Annotated in this window: 20 protein-coding genes; 15 read left to right on the forward strand and 5 right to left on the reverse strand. The window is 52.2% G+C overall.

Features of this window, described 5'->3' with window-relative positions; all coding sequences use genetic code 11:
* The first annotated feature begins 65 nt into the window (after positions 1-65).
* Positions 66-353 (forward strand): stage VI sporulation protein F, encoded by a 288-nt coding sequence (locus ACFSUF_RS10930; RefSeq protein ID WP_377602799.1) that lies wholly within the window; start codon positions 66-68, stop codon positions 351-353.
* Positions 354-630: 277 nt separating this feature from the next.
* Here the strand turns inward: ACFSUF_RS10930 and ACFSUF_RS10935 are convergent, their stop codons facing one another.
* Together ACFSUF_RS10935 and ACFSUF_RS10940 are read right to left on the reverse strand one after the other, a co-directional pair.
* The gene (locus ACFSUF_RS10935; protein ID WP_377602801.1) at positions 631-1,461 is read right to left on the reverse strand and encodes a sugar phosphate isomerase/epimerase family protein; all 831 of its coding nucleotides are present in this window, start codon (positions 1,459-1,461) and stop codon (positions 631-633) included.
* Positions 1,462-1,475: 14 nt separating this feature from the next.
* Positions 1,476-2,111 (reverse strand): GntR family transcriptional regulator, encoded by a 636-nt coding sequence (locus tag ACFSUF_RS10940; RefSeq protein ID WP_377602802.1) that lies wholly within the window; start codon positions 2,109-2,111, stop codon positions 1,476-1,478.
* 135 nt (positions 2,112-2,246) lie between these two features.
* On the opposite strand from ACFSUF_RS10940, the gene ACFSUF_RS10945 reads away from it, so the two are divergent.
* Genes ACFSUF_RS10945 through ACFSUF_RS10960 form a run of 4 tightly spaced genes read left to right on the forward strand, consistent with a single transcriptional unit; the run spans position 2,247 to position 6,260 of the window.
* Positions 2,247-3,104: a phosphogluconate dehydrogenase C-terminal domain-containing protein gene (locus tag ACFSUF_RS10945; protein WP_377602803.1), complete on the forward strand. Its 858-nt coding sequence runs from the start codon at positions 2,247-2,249 to the stop codon at positions 3,102-3,104.
* A 7-nt stretch (positions 3,105-3,111) separates the two neighbouring features.
* Complete coding sequence (locus ACFSUF_RS10950; protein WP_377602804.1) at positions 3,112-4,185, forward strand: Gfo/Idh/MocA family protein; 1,074 nt, start codon at positions 3,112-3,114, stop codon at positions 4,183-4,185.
* A 3-nt stretch (positions 4,186-4,188) separates the two neighbouring features.
* A complete protein-coding gene (locus ACFSUF_RS10955) occupies positions 4,189-5,508 on the forward strand; it encodes a glycoside hydrolase family 140 protein (RefSeq protein WP_377602806.1) in 1,320 nt (439 codons plus the stop codon).
* Positions 5,505-6,260 carry an amidohydrolase family protein gene (locus ACFSUF_RS10960; protein ID WP_377602807.1) on the forward strand — a complete coding sequence of 252 codons (756 nt, stop codon included), beginning with the start codon at positions 5,505-5,507 and terminating at the stop codon, positions 6,258-6,260. Before ACFSUF_RS10955 ends, ACFSUF_RS10960 begins: the two co-directional genes overlap by 4 nt.
* A gap of 14 nt (positions 6,261-6,274) precedes the next feature.
* Here the strand turns inward: ACFSUF_RS10960 and ACFSUF_RS10965 are convergent, their stop codons facing one another.
* Together ACFSUF_RS10965 and ACFSUF_RS10970 are read right to left on the reverse strand one after the other, a co-directional pair.
* A complete protein-coding gene (locus tag ACFSUF_RS10965; protein WP_377602808.1) occupies positions 6,275-6,634 on the reverse strand; it encodes a YolD-like family protein in 360 nt (119 codons plus the stop codon).
* A 20-nt stretch (positions 6,635-6,654) separates the two neighbouring features.
* The gene (locus tag ACFSUF_RS10970; protein WP_377602809.1) at positions 6,655-7,887 is read right to left on the reverse strand and encodes a DNA polymerase IV; all 1,233 of its coding nucleotides are present in this window, start codon (positions 7,885-7,887) and stop codon (positions 6,655-6,657) included.
* Between the two features lie 271 nt (positions 7,888-8,158).
* Between ACFSUF_RS10970 and ACFSUF_RS10975 the strand changes: the two genes are divergently transcribed.
* The 8 genes from ACFSUF_RS10975 to ACFSUF_RS11010 all read left to right on the forward strand — a co-directional run bounded on the left by ACFSUF_RS10975 (position 8,159) and on the right by ACFSUF_RS11010 (position 15,604).
* The gene (locus ACFSUF_RS10975) at positions 8,159-9,499 is read left to right on the forward strand and encodes a hemolysin family protein (RefSeq protein WP_377602810.1); all 1,341 of its coding nucleotides are present in this window, start codon (positions 8,159-8,161) and stop codon (positions 9,497-9,499) included.
* Positions 9,500-9,661: 162 nt separating this feature from the next.
* Positions 9,662-10,198, forward strand: coding sequence for a YfiT family bacillithiol transferase (locus tag ACFSUF_RS10980; RefSeq protein WP_377602812.1), 537 nt, complete (start codon positions 9,662-9,664; stop codon positions 10,196-10,198).
* A gap of 148 nt (positions 10,199-10,346) precedes the next feature.
* On the forward strand, positions 10,347-10,781 hold the full coding sequence (locus ACFSUF_RS10985) for a GNAT family N-acetyltransferase (RefSeq protein WP_377602814.1): 435 nt from the start codon (positions 10,347-10,349) through the stop codon (positions 10,779-10,781).
* 182 nt (positions 10,782-10,963) lie between these two features.
* Entirely contained in the window at positions 10,964-11,875 is a 912-nt protein-coding gene (locus tag ACFSUF_RS10990) for an ABC transporter ATP-binding protein (protein WP_377602815.1), read from the forward strand.
* Complete coding sequence (locus ACFSUF_RS10995; RefSeq protein ID WP_377602816.1) at positions 11,872-12,669, forward strand: ABC transporter permease subunit; 798 nt, start codon at positions 11,872-11,874, stop codon at positions 12,667-12,669. The genes ACFSUF_RS10990 and ACFSUF_RS10995 overlap by 4 nt, the downstream gene beginning before the upstream one ends.
* Before the next feature lie 2 nt (positions 12,670-12,671).
* The gene (locus tag ACFSUF_RS11000; RefSeq protein ID WP_377602818.1) at positions 12,672-13,253 is read left to right on the forward strand and encodes a TetR/AcrR family transcriptional regulator; all 582 of its coding nucleotides are present in this window, start codon (positions 12,672-12,674) and stop codon (positions 13,251-13,253) included.
* Positions 13,254-13,544: 291 nt separating this feature from the next.
* A complete protein-coding gene (gene serS, locus ACFSUF_RS11005) occupies positions 13,545-14,834 on the forward strand; it encodes a serine--tRNA ligase (protein ID WP_377602819.1) in 1,290 nt (429 codons plus the stop codon).
* Positions 14,835-14,968: 134 nt separating this feature from the next.
* A complete protein-coding gene (locus tag ACFSUF_RS11010; protein WP_377602820.1) occupies positions 14,969-15,604 on the forward strand; it encodes an FMN-dependent NADH-azoreductase in 636 nt (211 codons plus the stop codon).
* 40 nt (positions 15,605-15,644) lie between these two features.
* Here ACFSUF_RS11010 and ACFSUF_RS11015 read toward each other — a convergent pair whose 3' ends face one another.
* Positions 15,645-16,163 (reverse strand): DUF3231 family protein, encoded by a 519-nt coding sequence (locus ACFSUF_RS11015; RefSeq protein ID WP_377602821.1) that lies wholly within the window; start codon positions 16,161-16,163, stop codon positions 15,645-15,647.
* A gap of 356 nt (positions 16,164-16,519) precedes the next feature.
* Here ACFSUF_RS11015 and rsmD point away from each other — a divergent pair, with 356 nt between their 5' ends.
* Together rsmD and coaD are read left to right on the forward strand one after the other, a co-directional pair.
* Positions 16,520-17,113, forward strand: a complete 594-nt coding sequence (gene rsmD, locus ACFSUF_RS11020) for a 16S rRNA (guanine(966)-N(2))-methyltransferase RsmD (protein ID WP_377602822.1) — start codon at positions 16,520-16,522, stop codon at positions 17,111-17,113.
* On the forward strand, positions 17,110-17,616 hold the full coding sequence (gene coaD / locus ACFSUF_RS11025) for a pantetheine-phosphate adenylyltransferase (protein ID WP_377602824.1): 507 nt from the start codon (positions 17,110-17,112) through the stop codon (positions 17,614-17,616). The genes rsmD and coaD overlap by 4 nt, the downstream gene beginning before the upstream one ends.

Here is a 17,616-nt window from a genome sequence, read left to right on the forward strand (position 1 = left end):
AGAAATCAGGAAGAACAACTGACAAGCCCTCCTCGCATACAGTAGTATGGATGGAGGGATGCGTAGTGAGTTATGTGAAATACGGCATATCAACCGACTTCGTGGAGCGCGTCAAAGTGAAGATGAAGAGCCCTGCGGTTAAGGACAAAATCAAAGCGCTTCTGGACGGGGTTACCAAGCGGGACTTGCAGGACCGTGCCAAAGTAAAGCGCCTTGTGGCCCATGCCGCAGCTGTATTGAACGAGCGGTTAACGCCTCAGCATGCCGATAATATTGTGGATTTCGTGCTGGCACAGAAGATCGACCCAAAGAATACGTTTCATTTGTTGAAATTGTGGAGTATGTTCAGGTAAACAGCCTTAGCATGACGGCCCTCTTTCGGAGCGGTAAGGGGGCTGTTCTGCTCAGGAACGGAGTGAAAGCGGACAAGCTGTACGACATGGGGACACGGATGCATTTCAACTATTACAAAGGGGATTGAACTATGGGCTGGGTCTGGTTTTTTGCATTTCTGATAGTGGCGGCAATCACTTGGATTACAATTTGGGTTACAAATAAAGCGTATTCCCGTAAATGGGATGATCCTGATAAAGACTAAGCTTCTCGATTACAGAGGAAAACCCCTTCAGCTTATGCTGAAGGGGTTTTGTTGTACTGTTCGATCCACGGCAGGGAGGTTAAATACCGGATACTTTGCCCCAGCCACTCCTGCTCCATACGAATGGTGTCTTCCACCGAGCCGGTAAACGGTGTCCACAATTCCAGTATTGACGTCGGTTGTAACCGTTTCTTCGAGATCTCTTCAAGCAGCCCGGGGATCGGGAGGCGCCCTTGTCCGGCGGGAGTGCCCAATATTTCAAATCCCATTTGATGGGGCACCCTCTGAATAGTAAAGTCCTTGATATGAAGGTTTACTACAAAAGGAAGCAGCGTCTCGATCACTTGCGACGGCGTTTCCAACGCGCCGAAAGAATTGACCGTATCCAGGCAGCAGCCGAGGAAGGGGCTCTCAATGGACTGGAACAATCCTTTCAACTCATCCGTAGTATGCAGCCCGTGGTTCTCGATAGCTATGACAACGCCTTCTTGTTCAAAGCGGGGAAGAACGGACCTTAACTCCCGCTCTGCGTCCTCAACGCCGGGCTTTGTAATCAGGGTCCGGCACAGCTTGGCGTCCAACCTTTGGCAGATGTCCAGATAAGAAAGCAAATGTCCAGGATCGGTCCCCCGGGTACCGGCCTCCAAAGTAATACCATGAGATTGCGCCGCCTTTCGCAGTGAATCAAGCTCCAGTGCCGAGAATCCGTCCAGCGGCATATTATCTGCAAACTGGACGAGCTTCAGGCCGTGCTCTGCGGCAAGTTCAATTAGACCTAGTGCGGACAAAGGGGAGAAAGGGTGAGCATATCCAGGTACACCGACAGACCAGGTCATCGTGTAAGTGCTGAGTCCCAGCTTCATCTTTATGAACTCCTTTACGTGATCAGGATTTTTTTGCCGTATTCCAAATGGGTCTCCATCGCCTTTGCAGCCTCATTCTGCTTCCCTTGCAGAATGTGCTCAAAGATTTCCATATGATCCTGAAAAGACTGTCGAATGCGTGTACGGTCTTTTTTCAACACTCTTAGAGCGATTTGATACAATTTATCCTGTAGCCGATCCATCGTCTGCAAAATTTCGTTATTTTCGTATACTTCGGCAAGCTTACGGTGAAACAAGGCGTCAGCTTCGGTAAAGCCAGGATGATCGTCTTCCTGCACACACTTTTCCTGCAGCCTCAAATTGCTCCTGAACCACCCGATATCTTCCGGACTCCACCGCCGAAGGGCCAGTCTTCCGGCTACGAAGCATTCCATGGCCATGCGGAAGTCGTAAATGTCACTAGCCTGGCTTATCGATATGTCCGTAACGACAAGTCCCTTATTAGGTGTATATTTGGCGAGGCCTTCGGCATCAAGCCGCTCCAATGCAGCGCGAATCGGGGTTCTGCTCATCTCAAGCTGCTCGACCAGCATCCGTTCCGTCAGAAAGTCACCCGGCTTCAATTCCCCGTTCAAAATCGATTTCCTAAGCTCAGCATATGCCTTTTCCTTCAATGTCACTGCCGTCATTGCATTACCTCTCCATCTTGTCTATTACGAAGATTGTATACCAAAAAAATAATATTGTATACATCTTGTATATAAAAACGCGCTGTGATAGGCTAATTACAAACGAAACGCTTTCATTTGAGGAGGAATGGACTTATGGCAATGATTACTCTGATCGGCGCGGGCGGTAAAATGGGCTGCAGACTCACCGACAATCTGCGGAAAAGCACGAACCTGGTTTCCTATGTTGAAATTAGTGAAAGCGGTATCCGGCGGCTTGCGGAACGGGGAATTACACCCTCCCTGCAGGAGGATGCCGTGCCTGAAGCCGACGCTGTAATTTTAGCTGTGCCTGATGTTGCCATCGGCGATGTGTCGCGCACAGTAGTGCCCCTTATGAAGCCGGGAGCGATGCTGATCGTCCTGGATCCGGCGGCCGCTTTTCTGGATAAGCTTCCTGTTCATAACGATGTGACGTATTTTGTGACCCATCCTTGTCATCCCCCAGTGTTCAATGATGAGGATCAGGAGGCCAGAACGGATTATTTCGGAGGTATCAAAGCGAAGCAAGCCATCGTGTGCGCATTGGTACAAGGGCCGGAGGAGGATTATGCCCGCGGGGAAGCATTGGCAGCAGAAATGTATGCTCCTGTAATGAGATCCCACCGGATCACCCTTGAGCAGATGGCCATGCTGGAGCCTACGATGGCGGAAACGATTAGCTCCATGCTGGTCACCGTGCTGGGCGAAGCTATGGAGGAAGCCGTAAAGCGCGGTGTTCCTTATGATGCCGCCAGGGACTTCATGCTTGGGCATGTCAATATTCAGCTGGCCATTGTCTTTGGGGAGGCCGGGAATCCGTTCTCCGATGCATGTAAAATAGCGATTGAATACGGCAAGCGATACATGCTGAAAGAGGGATGGCAGCGCTTGTACGATCCCGAGAAGGTTTATGAACAAGTCGACGTTATGCTGCACCCTGAAAAATTGAACACCTTATCGTTAGAGGGGTAACGGGACGATGCCGAAAACTTGGAAAGTGGGACTGGTAGGGACAGGGTTTTGGTCCGAAAACCATTTACAGGCGTGGAACCGGATTCCCAATGTGGAGATAGCGGCCCTGTGCAACCGGAGCGAAGAGAAGATGAAGGCTAAGGCACTGGTTTATGGAGTTCCGGAAGAACGGTTGTTCACCAGTATCGATGACATGCTTGCCGAGGCTGACTTGGATGTGGTCGATATCGTTACCGGACCGGAAACGCATCTTGAATTTGTGAAGAAAGCAGCCGCTGCCGGCAAACATATGCTGTGCCAAAAGCCGTTTGCTTCCTCGCTGAAAGAAGCTGAAGAAATGGTGCTTGCTGCGCGCAGTGCGGGTGTGCGGCTAATGGTCACGGAAAACTGGCGGTGGCTGCAGCCTTTCCAGATCATGAAGAGTGTTCTGGACGAAGGCCGCCTTGGTACGCTCCGGACAGCAAGGTATATTCACACGGACTACTATACACCGCGAATGGCGCCGGACGCAGAACTGCCGCAGCCTTTTTTTCGGGAGATGCCGAGATTGTTGTTTTATGAAATGGGTGCCCACTGGATGGACACGTGGCGGTTTTTGTTCGGTACTCCGGAAAGGCTGTATGCCGAGACACTTACGGTGAGTCCTTATGTGCGCGGTGAGGATTCCGGGGTTGTCGTATTGGGACATTCGGGATTTTATGGATATATGGATATGAGCTGGGCTACGAGACAGAAGCTGGACCGGCCTCTCGGCCCCGGCGTCGGCCCGGTGCATTTGGAGCAGTTCGTGATCGAGGGGGACAAGGGGACGCTCAAGCTCTATACCTTAGGAAGAATTACGCTGGTAAGCGCGGACGGACAATCGGAATCCGTAATCGCTGAACATACGGAGCTGGATCATGAGGAGAGCCATTTCCGGCTGCAATCCCATTTTGTAAGTTGCCTGGAATCGGGGGAACCGTTCGATACGAGCGGCGAGCACAACCTGGTCACGCTGGGTATGGTCTTTGGCGTATATGAGAGCGCTTCGCGGCAGATGCCGGTTTTTTTCAAACAGGGACCGGACTATAAGGAGGTATAGCATATGGATAGAGCTTGTTCAAACCTTAGTGTAAGCGATAACGGACGGTATTTGGTAAAGGAGGACGGCACGCCTTTCTTCTGGCTAGGTGATACAGCGTGGGAGCTGTTTCACAAACTGACCAGGGAGGAAGCGGATTTTTATTTGCGCCGCAGAGCCGAACAGGGATTTACTGTTGTTCAGGCCGTAGCTTTAGCGGAAATGGAGGGAATCACGGAGCCGAATGCTTACGGGTATAGGCCATTGAAACAGAATGCGGAAGGACAGTATGACCCGCTTCTACCCGACACGGCTTCGGAGCCGGGAGGCGAGGATTATTGGACGCATGTCGATGATATCGTCGACCGGGCGGCATCTCTTGGTATCTATATCGCGTTTCTGCCTACCTGGGGCGATAAATACAATGTCGCATGGGGCAAAGGGCCCGTCATTTTCGACAGGAACAATGCCAAGGCATTCGGCAAGTGGCTGGGCGAGCGTTACAGGGATCGTTCGAACCTACTTTGGGTAGTAGGCGGGGACCGGCCGCTGACGGAATTTAGCCACTTTGAAGTGAACCGCGGTCTGGCCGAGGGCTTGCGGGAAGGAGACGGGGGCCGGCACCTGATCACGTTCCATCCGCCAGGAGGGTTTTCTTCTTCGCATCATGTGCATCGGGAGACCTGGCTGGATTTCAATATGATCCAGTCCGGTCATGGCGACCATGTTCAGAACAATTATACGCATGTAATGTCTGATTACGGGAAACTGCCCGTCAAGCCTACATTGGATGCCGAGCCTTGCTATGAAGATCATCCCCGCGGCTTTAACGCGGAGAATGGATATTTCGACGATGCGGATGTACGGAAAGCGGCTTATTATGCTTTGTTTTCAGGGGCTTTCGGGCACACGTACGGCCATCATTCCATCTGGGCGATGACGACGGAGCCGGCCGATTATTTCATTATGCACTGGAAGGACGCTGTAGACCGTCCGGGCGCTATGCAGATGCGTTTCGTCAGAGAGCTGATCGAGTCGAAACCTCAGCTGGAACGGGTGCCTGATCAGAGCCTGCTCGCGGATAATTACAAGGGAGCCAATCATATGCGCGCTTGCCGCGGAGAAGGATATGCGTGGATCTACAGCCCTCACGGATTAAACATGAACGTGGCCATGGGCCGCATCGCAGGGACTCAAGTTCATGCTTCCTGGTTCAATCCCCGTACCGGAGAGCGGACGGCTGTAGGGATAAGGGAGAACGCAGGCACCCAGTCGTTCCAGCCGCCAAGCAGCGGCCGGGGGGACGATTGGGTGCTGGTTCTGGACACGGAGGCAGCCGGATGATTATTGATGTTCATGCGCATCTTGGCTGGGATCAGGTGTTCGATGAGGATTTTACATTGGAAGAGCAATGGCAGAAGCATAAGGAATTCGGGATCGCCGCTACGATCCTGCAGCCTGCTTCCTGCCATGATTTAGAGACGGTAAGACGGCAGCATGACCGGATTGCGGAGCTTGCCCGGAATCATCCGGGCAGCTTTTATGGAATGGCTAACCCGAACCCTCACCTTCCTCAGGAAGTTTACGAAAAGGAGGTTCGGCGGTGTGTGGAAGAGCTGGGTTTTGTTGGAATTAAAATCCACACGTTCGCGCATGCGGTACACCCGAACGGAAGGGCGGGCCGGAACGTCTTCCGCCTCGCCCGGCAGCTGGGTGTGCCTGTCATGGTACATACGGGTGCGGGCATTCCGTTCGCCAATCCGAGCAATTTGCTGGAACCTGCGGAGGACTTTCCCGACGTGCCGATCGTGATGGCGCATTGCGGCATGATGATTATGTCAGGGGAAGCGGGCCAGGCCTTAAAGATGCGGGCGAATCTGTACGCCGACATCACGTGGACCGCCGGTTTCAATCTACGGCACTGGGCCGACGAAATCGGGGCCAACCGCTTCCTGTTCGGGACCGATCATGCCGATAACACGGGCACGGAGCTGGCCAAGGTCCGCACCTGCGGGCTGACCGCAGAGCAGCAGGAGTGGATTTTGCACAAGACGGCAGCGTCTTTATACCGTCTGCGTCCGGCAGGGAACGGGTAGGGCGACGTCCCCGTTTACTTCTCCGGCTCCGACATCGTAATATCCATAATGTCGGAGAGGGGCACGGACCGTTTCTCTCCGTCCCAGCTGAGAATCAGCTTACGTCCGAGCGGGTCGATCGTAAGCACCCGGCCGGTGACGGACTGCGGTTCTACCGGATCGTAGAGCGTTACGGTCGCCGCCCATCCGTGCATCATCGCGTCCGTTATGGCCTGCGACAGTTCCTGAAGCCGGTGCTCATCGAGCACCGGCTTTTCTTTATGCTCCAAGCGGCTGCGGTGCTGCAGAATTTGCTCTTTGTGTTCCGGGAGCATCATCCGGCTGGATTCCCACAGCAGGTTGCGCCCGGCCGTTAATTTGTTTATTTTCATCATGGTGACCTCCTTCAGGCAGTTTATTTGTAATGTCCGCCTATTTTCATGGCCCGCTCGAATACCTGCCCCGCCTCGGTCAGGGAGGCGGCTTTAAAGATCGAGCTGCTGCCGAATTTGCTCTTGATCGAATCGATCGCAAGATCAAGCTTCCGTTCCCGCTCCAGATCGCGGAACAGGTCCAGCTGGTACTCGCCGCTGCCGGAAAGCTGCGACAGGTTCACATGCACGCTGCGGACGGGCTGGCCGTCCCAGTGCTGATCAAACAGCCTGCACGCCGCATCGTAAACGTCCTTGGCGCTGCAGGTCGGGTCCCCCAGCTTCATTTGCCGGTGGAAGCCGGTCGGATGGTCGAAATCCGCCCCGCGGCAGCCGGCGGACACGGTCTCGCCCATGAGCCCCTTGGCCCGCGCGCGCCGGCACACTTCCTCGCTAAGCTCCAGCAGCACGACGCGGATGTCCTGCAGCGTGCCGTAGTCCCGCGGCAGGGTCATCTGATGGCCGACGGCTTTCTGCTGCTCATGGGTGCGGGGGGTGACGGGGGACGAATCCTTGCCGTTCGCCGTCAGCCACAATACATGCCCGTTAATGCCCCACAGCTGCTGCAGGCGGGGAAGGGGATAGCGCGCCAAATCGCCCACCTTATGGATGCCCATGCGTTCAAAATGCCGCCGCATCCGGCTGCCCACCCCGAACAGCCCGCCTACAGGCATCTCCCACATATCCGTTTCGATCTTGTCCGGCGTAAGCCAGAAAATTCCGCTCTCATTCTTCTTCGCAAAATTATCGCAGGCTGTCTTGGCCAAAATTTTATTGGAACCGATGCCCACACGGGCGCGGACGCCGGTTTCCTCCCATATGGCGTCCTGCACTTTCTTCGCCATGGTCTCCGGTTCCCCGAACAGGGCGATGCTGCCCGTGACGTCCATAAACTGTTCATCGATGGAGAACGGCTCGACCAAATCGGTGAAACGTTCCATAATGCTTGTAATCTTAAGGGACACGCGAATATACTCCTGCATCCGAGGCCGTACCACGACCAGATCGGGACAGGCCCGGACCGCTTCCCCGAGCCGCTGTGCGGTGCTGGCGCCCAGCTTCTTAGCCAGCGGGCAAGCCGCCAGCACGATGCCCGACCGGCGGGCGGGGTCCCCGGAAACGACGAGCGGCCTGTCTCTGTATTCGGGGCGCGCGGCCTTTTCTACACTGGCATAGAAGCTTTGCATGTCCACGAGAAAAATAACCCGGTTGCTCATCCGAATTTCCTCCTGTTTCCAATATAAGAACATTTGTTTGTGTTTTTATAGTATGCATTATAAGGCGAATATATGTTCGGTGTATAGTGGAAAAAGTTGTTGTCCACTAAAAATGCTCTTTCCGGTTCGTACTATTTCACTGTGGTCAGGCATAGAGGTTCATTTGACGGTATAGTTTAAAAGTAGATATAATGAAATTTAAGAATTTTTGAATAACTTGATGGATAGGGGAGGTGTACCTGTTGCCTTGGCATAAACAAGGCAATAGGGAATGTTATTGGACAGTAGTGACCCGTTACCGGCATTATTGAATTTGTTGTTAGTTTTGTTTTTGGTGGGATTGAACGGCTTTTTTGTAGCCGCGGAGTTTGCGATGGTGAAGGTAAGGGGCAGCCGGATCGACTTTCTGGTTCAGGAGGGCCACGCCCGGGCGAAGTTCGCCCGCAACGTGGTGGATCATCTGGACGCCTACTTGTCGGCCTGCCAGCTGGGCATCACCTTGGCGTCGCTGGGCCTCGGATGGATCGGGGAGCCGGCCATTGCGGACCTGATCGCTCCATGGCTGTCGAAATTAAGCTTTAGTGATGGCGTAATTCATACGATTGCTTTCGTCATAGCTTTTGTCATTATTACGTTTTTGCATATCGTACTAGGTGAACTCGCACCCAAAACATTGGCAATTCGAAAGTCGGAAGGCGTTACCTTGTTAACAGCGGTTCCTTTAATCCTGTTTCATAAACTGATGTATCCTTTCATCTGGTTCCTTAATGGAACAGCCAACCGGATTCTGCTCGTGTTCGGCATTGAGCCGGCTTCAGAACATGATTCAGCCCACACGGAAGAAGAAATTCGGATCCTGATGAAAGAAAGCAACAAGAACGGCCTTATTAATAATACAGAGATGACGCTCGTGGACAACATCTTCGAGTTCGCCGAAACGACGGCCCGGGAAATTATGATTCCCCGTACGGAGATGACCTGCCTGTACGCGAATCTGTCCTTCGAAGAGAACCGGGCGATCGCCGTCACGGAGATGCATACGCGCTACCCGGTATGCGATCCGGATAAAGATAACATCGTCGGCTTTGTTCACATCAAAGACTTGCTGAAGGCGGACCGGGATACCGACGATCTGCGGACGATGATCCGCCCGATGACGAGCGTGCCGGAATCGATGCAGATCAGCGCACTGCTGAAGCTGATGCAGAAACGCCGTACGCAGATGGCGCTGTTGATCGACGAGTACGGCGGCACCTCGGGCCTTGTGACGTTCGAGGATATCGTAGAGGAAATCGTCGGGGAAATTCAGGATGAATTCGATAATGAGCGTCCGGGCATCGAGAAGAAAGATGAGCAGACTTACTCAATAGACGGAATGCTGCTGATCGAGGAAGTGAACGGATTTTTCGGAATGGAAATCGAGAACGACGATTATGATACGATCGGCGGATGGCTATACTCGCAGATCGAGATTCCTCCGAAAAAGAATCAAAGGATTCTATACCGCGACGAATTTGAATTTGTCATTGAGGAAACGGATCATTTACGCATTTCGAGGGTGCTGGTACGCAGGTTCGAGGCACCTGAGCAGCCGTTTCAGCTTACTTCTTAAGTAGTCTAAAAAGACCGGCAAACCACGGAGAGAACGTCCGCGGCTTGCCGGTCTTTGTCTGTTGAAATTAAAACCGATGAATGCCATCTCTATATATAGTTATCTATGATCTTGCTATTCATGATATGGTATAGTTATCATTTTGCTTAGGAGGCGTTATCTATGAAATCCGGATTAGACTTACGGTATCCCATCGGCACATTTGAATCCAAGGGGCCCGTTTCGGCAGCGCAGCGGGGAGAATGGCTCGAGTCGATCTCGGCCTTGCCCGGGCTTGTGCGCCAAGCGGTGGAAGGGCTGACAGAGGAGCAGCTCGATACGCCTTACCGTCCCGAAGGGTGGACCGTCCGGCAGGTAGTGCATCATCTGGCTGACAGCCACATGAACAGCTTCATCCGGTTTAAGCTCGCTTTGACGGAAGAAGAGCCCGTGATCAAGCCTTATGAGGAACAGCTTTGGGCGGAACTGCCGGATGCGAAACAGCTTCCTGTTGACATTTCGCTCCGGCTGCTGGATAGTCTGCATAACCGCTGGACGACACTGCTGCATTCCCTCGGGGAGTCCGAGTGGCAGCGGACGCTGCGTCACCCGGCATCCGGCATGCATACGCTGGAGCATATGCTGGGCATGTATGCGTGGCACGGCCGTCATCATACCGCACAGATTACCGGCCTGCTTGAGCGGAACGGTTGGAAGTAATAAGCACGCAAAGGCGAACATCCTCCAACCGGGGGATGTTTTTTGCACGCAGGTTATATTTGCAAAAAGAAGCCGTTCCTGTTTAGATAAAGGAGTTCAGTGCCTAACTCGAACATCATAGAATAGGAAATAGAAAGCGAGTGAAAAGATGTTAACGGAAATCAAGCATAGAGTTCAAGAAACCGAAGTAAAGGAACTGCTGAGCTGCTCGGTATTTCCCGATCCTGAAGCGGTCGATGCTGCGGCGGCGGCTTATGAGGCGAACCGGGAGCTTTCCTTATACGGCTATGTAGAAGAAGGAGAGCTTATCGCTTTAATCGGTTTAGAGCTTCACGGGGACAACGGCGTTACCATACGGCATTTGGCTGTCGATCCTCTGCGGCGCGGAGAAGGCTACGGCCGGGGCATTCTGCTGGAGGTATTGGAACAGCTGCACCCTGTACGCATGACCGCCGAAACCGATGAAGAAGGCGTGAACTTCTACCGCAACGTGGGCTTTATTGTGGAGAGCCTAGGTGAAGCTTATCCGGGCGTAGAACGGTTTCGATGCGTTTATGAAGCTGAGTGGACAGAGTCCGACTAGGCGAAGGTTCAGTGCAGAAAAAAGGTATTGGCGAACAGCCCCAAAAAGGAGTTTCCCTCAGGCGGAAACTCCTTTTTTTATACTTTTCATTAGTTTACGGTATAAAATTAATGTTGACTAAAAGATTTTTGAAGTTCATAATGTACTCATATTTATAGATTAGTATAAGGTGGTGCTGGATTGTGAAATCGGCGATAGAGCTTGTCCATGTAACGAAACGTTATGGAACCGCTAGAGGTGTCACCGATTTGAATCTGTCGGTGGCGCAGGGAGAAGTGTTTGGATTTATTGGACCCAATGGGGCAGGAAAGTCTACCACGATCCGCATGCTTCTTCAGCTGACATCACCGACCAGCGGGGAGATTCATCTCCTCGGGCAGCGGATTCAAGGAGAAAGAGCCGAACTTCGCAGGAGAATCGGCTACCTGCCGTCCGAAATTCATTTTTACGCGGAAATGACAGGAAAACAAGCGCTGGAGCTGGCAGCTAATGCCTGCGGCTTGCGCTTAAAAGACACGAAAGCGTCCGATTATGCGGAGCGTCTGCAGTGGGATATGGACAGGAAAATCAAAAGTTACTCGCTGGGAAACCGTAAGAAGCTGGGCATCGTACTCAGCCTTCTGCATCAGCCTGAACTGCTGATATTAGACGAGCCTACTTCAGGGTTGGATCCGTTGATACAGCATGAATTTTTTGAACTGCTATCGGATTTGAAACGCAAACAGGGCATGACGATTTTTTTCTCTACTCATGTGTTGTCCGAAGTAGAGAAGCTTTGTGAAAGAGTCGCCTTTATCCGGGAAGGTGAGCTCGTCCGTATTTCCGACGTCGATTCGCTGACGGCCCCGGGAGATCATATTGCGGCCATCCGGTTTGCGGAGGAAGGGAATAAGTTAGAGGCTTATGGATTGTTACAGCTGGATCCGAATGCCGCTTATGAAAACGGAGTTCACCACCTGCGCACAGGAAGCCGTCTGCAGGAGCTCCTTACGGTACTGGCGGAGAAGAAGGTAAGGGAGATTACACTTCGCAAGCCTACCATAGAAGAATTGTTTATGGACGATTATCGGGAAGAAAGAAGGGCTGACCAATGAGCTGGAACCTGATTCGCCATGAACTGCGGCAAGGCCGCAGAGGGTTCGTCACCGCCGTCGCCGTTACCTGTATATTGCTGATCTTAATGTTGGCCAAAGCGGATGCCGTGGTCGGCAACAGCAGCATGGCTGAAGTGCTGAATTCCATGCCCAAATCACTTTTGGATGCATTTGGCATTACGCCCGAAAGTTTTCAGTCTTATGAAGGATATTTTGCCAGTCAGGCCTATATTTATATTGTGTTAGTGGCAGGTTCTTTTGCTGCCAGCTGGGCGATTACTGGCATTGTGAAGGAAAGGGACCGGGGGACAGGAGAGTTCCTGTTTTCGCTGCCTTACCGGAGGTCCCATGTGTTCTTATCCAAGGCAGGAGCTCATTTTCTGATGATTACAGCCGTGTATGCCATGGCAGGCGTCATTGCGGTCGGTCTCGGAAAGGCTTCCGCAGGACTGGAACATCCGATGGCAATTATTCAGATGGTTGCTGCAGGATATCTGTTGTCGCTTGCGTTTGCCGGAAGCGGGTATGCCCTGACAAGCGCGCTGTCTTCAGAACGGGCCGCAGGCGGAATCGGAATAGGCATTGTAATTGCATCCTACCTTCTTACGTTGATGAACGGCGCGGGGGACTTGCTGAAAACGGCAGCCAAGGCGAGCCCCTTTAAGCTGTTTGATGCGCCGGCCATCGCTCGGGGAGCAGACTTGACACTGACAGGCGTGCTGGTTACGCTAGGTATATATGCGGCCGGGCTTCTGATCGGCCTGCTGATTATACAGCGAAGGGATATAACGTAACTATGCCCGTAAGCAAGAAACAGCTGATTTTGGATACAGGAAAGAAATTGTTTATGGAACGGGGCATCGCCGCGACGAGCATGGAACAGATAGCGGAAGCCGCTCCTGTGTCCAAGATGACGATATATAATTATTTTAACAGCAAGGAAGGCCTTGTCGAACAGATCGTGGAACAATGGATGAACGAAAGGTACGATGTTTACCGGAGGATCATGGAGGAGGCTAAAGATCCGCTGGATGCTCTTCAGCAGTTTTACACACGCGCCGGTTTGGAGAGCAAGGACTTGTCAGTCGCTTTTGTGACGGACCTGACCGAAATGTTCCCGCAATTAACGGACCGGATGCTGGCGCTCGGCAAGCAGCAGATTTTACCCGGATTTGAAGAGATGATTTTCCGGGGCCAGCAAATGGGGCAGATCCGCAAAGACATATCGCCGCATGTGCTGATGATGTTCTTAACGTTTATGAAGCAGTTTTCGCTTAACAGCGGGGCGCTTGAGGGCATGAGCGATTTGAACACCGTCACGGAACAGCTCACTACGATTTTATATCACGGGATTATACATCCGGATTATAAGAAATAAAGTTCGGGTTGCATAAAAATCTTTATATACAGTATACTGTTACTACATTTTCATACGGACTATTAAGCCAATGAAGAGCATCCAACTCGGAGGCGTTCTCGACCGGAACGATCGCACAGATGCAGTTCCCTAAGTCTGCCGGCACCGCCCGTTACCGCGGAACCAAGAGGTTCGGTCCCTGTACTCAGGCATCGAACAAGTTGGGTGGCACCGCGAGCGAAGCGCTCCTCGTCCCAATCGGACAAGGGCGCTTTTTGTGTTTTTCACATCTTGTAAAAGGAGCGACCAGGTATGTTGGACATGAATCGGATTCGGGTGGATGCGGCAGGGCTGAGAGAGGCGGTGAAAGCGAGGGGGCTGGACTTTCCGGTCGAACGGCTGTTGGAGACAGACAGGGTAAGGCGGGAACTTCAGACGAGGGTGGAAGCGGCAAGGAAATCCCGGAATGAATGTTCGGATGCGGCCGGAAACTGCCTGAGAAAAGGGCTTAAGAATGAGGCGGAATTCTACAAGGAGAAGGGAAGGCTGTTAAACCAGGAGGTAACTGAGCTGGAATTGAAGCTGTCGGCAGCCAATGCGGAATATAGCGGGGTTCTTCTGCTGGCACCCAACCTCGTATCGCCCGATACCCCTCCGGGAACTTCGGATGTGAACAATGTTCCGCTGCGCAGCTGCGGCGAAGTTCCCGAGATGGCGGAATGGACTAAAGATCACTTGGAACTAGGCAAGTTACACAGCATGATCGATGCGGCGGGAGGTGTCAAAATCGCGGGCAGCAGAGGCTATATTCTCAGGGGAGAGGGAGCGATGCTGCATAGAGCGGTGCAGCAGATGGCAATGGACTTTTTGACCGGCCGTGGCTTTGAACCCGTGGAAGTGCCTGTGGCGGTGAAGGAACACGCGATGATGCAAGCAGGGTTCTTTCCGCAAGGGAGAGACCAGACGTACAGCGTCAACGACGGGGAATTTCACCTGGCGGGAACCGCTGAAGTGCCCCTGGTGGCGTATTTGAGCGGTGAAATACTGGATGTAACCCACCCTGTCAAACTGGCGGCCGCTTCGGCATGTTTCCGCAGCGAGGCAGGTTCGGCAGGCAGGGATGTAAGAGGGCTGTACCGTGTGCATCAATTTGCAAAAGTGGAGCAGGTAGTCGTCTGCAAGGACGATATCACAACCGCGGAGGCATTGTTGAACGAGATCACGGGAAACGCGGAACAGATTCTGCAAATGCTGGAGCTGCCCTATCGTGTAGTTGCCGTATGTGCCGGAGACATGGGGCATAAAGCCTATAAGCAGTACGATATCGAAACGTGGATGCCCAGCAGACAAGCATACGGGGAAACGCACTCGTCTTCGCTGTTGCTGGATTATCAGGCAAGAAGAGCAAATATCCGCTTTCGGGACGGGGAGGGAAGGCCGCGTTATTGTTATACGTTAAACAACACAGCGGTTGCTACGCCGAGAATCCTCATTCCCCTCCTTGAACATCATCAGAAGGAAGATGGAAGTATCTGTATTCCGCAAGCGCTGCAGCCTTACATGCACGGAAGAAAAGAATTGAAGCCCGAAGCTGTCCGTTAGCCCAAACAAGCCGCCAGACCTTATGGTCCGGCGGCTAATAATTTTTTCCATCACCCTTTGTGCAATACTTTTACACTTCCAACGCATAATACATAAGAAATTTACTCTTTACAGAAAAGGATGGATGATCTCTTATGGCAACTGTACTTTATATTACGGCACATCCGCACGACGAGCACGCTTCTTACAGCTTGGCGGTCGGGAAAGAATTTATCCAAGCGTACCGGGAAGCAAACCCCCGGGACGAAGTAGTTTCATTAGATTTGTACAAAACCGATATTCCGCATATCGATGCGGACGTATTCAGCGGCTGGGGCAAGCTGGCCTCCGGCAGCGAATTCAATTCCCTTTCGGGCGAGGAACAGCGCAAGGTGTCCCGTCTCGGGCAGTTGGTGGATCAATTTACAGCGGCTGACAAATATGTGTTCGTGAACCCGATGTGGAACTTCTCATTTCCGCCGATTTTGAAAGCTTATATCGATTCCATTTGTGTGGCAGGCAAAACGTTCAAATATACGGCAGAGGGCCCGGTCGGCTTGCTGACGGGCAAGAAACTATTCCATATCCAAGCCAGCGGCGGCGTATATTCGGAAGGCCCTGCAGTAGATTTCGAATCAGGACATCGTTATTTGAAACTCATTGCAGGCTTTCTGGGAATTCCGTCAGTGGACAAAATTTTCGTAGAAGGTATGGCTGCCATGCAGGACCAAGCGGCGGATATCAAAGCCAAAGCGATCCAGCGTGCGAAAGAAGCGGCTAGAACGTTTTAAATAAAAAAAGCCAAGCGGGAAAATCCGCTTGGCTTTTTCATTATTTGGTTTCCGTATTTCCGGTTACAATCTGCAGCGGCGGATGAATCAGCCAGCCTTTGTCCTTAAGCATGCGAAGTACGCGGGTGCCGTATGCCGCTTTTTTGGTATGGTACTTTTCAAACAGGACGCCGATGTCCTCTCTGATAACCATAGCCATTATCTTGCTGCATTCGATCAGCCCGCCGGAAGCTTCGGCCGCCAATGCGCCTGCGATCTCCAAATCCGTGAAGCGGGCGCCTACCGGAATGCTTTCCAAGTCTGCCTTAGGTTTTTCCGGCAGGTAAGGAGGCGGCGTAATGCCGTTCTCTTTTAGAATGTCATCTACTTCCACAGCTTCGCCTTTTGCTTCATGAAGGCTGTCTTTCAGCAGCTCCCGCAGATCCTCGTCGCCCGCATGGTTCAGCATCGTCTGATTGCTGGAAATCAACGCTTTTTTCATCATAGAGTAGCACCACAAGCCGTGAATTTCTCCATAATGGAGGGGTTCTTGGTTTGGTTTTCCGCTTAAAATACCCATTCTATTTCTTCCTCCTTGTACATCGTCGATTTTTCGTATCCAACAAATAAGGTATCCAGGGAGCGGCGAAACCATCCCCCGGACACAAAAAAGTCGGGCCCCGTCTCGCGACGAGGCCCTTCATGGGAGAGGAGAAACCGGACGAAGAGCTTATGGGGAAACGTAAGCCTTCTCCGCGGTTGTCTTCGACATTCTCATGCCGATAATGTTAGGATGGCCCGATTCCGGAAAAATATACATGTCTGCTGAAAGAATATTTTGCAGAGGGGCCGAATTTTTTTCATAATACTCAAATTGTGGTACGATAACAGGCGGAAGAACATACTAAGCGATATTGATAACAAGCAGGTGAGAAGTTGAGAGTTATATCAGGAACAGCCCGGGGAAGATCGCTGAAAGCGGTGCCCGGAAGCGGTACCCGCCCGACGACCGACAAGGTGAAGGAAGCGATTTTCAGCATGATCGGCCCCTATTTTGAAGGAGGCGTTGTGCTGGACCTGTTTGCCGGAACCGGGGGGCTGGGGATCGAGGCGTTGAGCCGGGGAATGGACAAGGGCATTTTTATCGATATCGAAAAAAAGAGCCTGGAAGTCATACAAGACAATCTGAACTCCACAAAACTTGCCGGGCAGGCGGAAGTATACAGGAACGATGCGGCAAGGGCGCTGAAGGTGCTGGCCAAAAGAGGAATTAAATTCGATCTGGTATTTTTGGACCCGCCTTACAGGATGAAAGATGCGGACGAGCTGGTATCCTCCATGGAACAGCTGGGGCTGCTGGCGAGCGGGGCCACGATCGTGATAGAGCATGATGCCAACCATACATATGAACAGCAGATCGGCAGGGCGATACAATTCAGGCGGGTGGAATACGGCGACATTGCGGTTTCCTTATATGCCTGCGATGCCGATCACGCGAAGGATGAAAAGGAAGAGGAGACGAGGACATGAACGACGAAGCGCCGATTCAACCAAAAATTGCGGTGTATCCCGGAAGCTTTGACCCTGTAACGATGGGGCACCTGGATATTATCCGGAGGGCGGCCAAGCATTTTGACCACCTCGTTGTAGCTGTGCTGAATAATACAAGCAAGAACCCTCTGTTCACGGTAGAAGAGCGGAAGGATTTGCTGGCTCAGGTGACGCGGGATTTACCTAATGTGGAGATCGACAGTTTCAGGGATCTGCTGGTAAATTACATGCATGCCAAAAAAGCCAACATTGTCGTCCGCGGACTGCGGGCGGTATCGGATTTTGAATATGAAATGCAAATGGCCTCCACCAATCACAAGCTCAGCGACGAGGTGGAGACGTTCTTTATGATGACGAACCCGCAGTACTCCTATTTAAGTTCCAGTATTGTAAAAGAGATTGCCCGCTTTCACGGGAATGTGCATGAGCTGGTTTCGGCTGAAGTGGAAGAGGCGCTCCGAGCTAAATTTGCAGGGAAGTAA

This window comes from Paenibacillus gansuensis (assembly GCF_042684925.1).
Lineage (GTDB): Bacteria > Bacillota > Bacilli > Paenibacillales > DY6 > Paenibacillus_N > Paenibacillus_N gansuensis.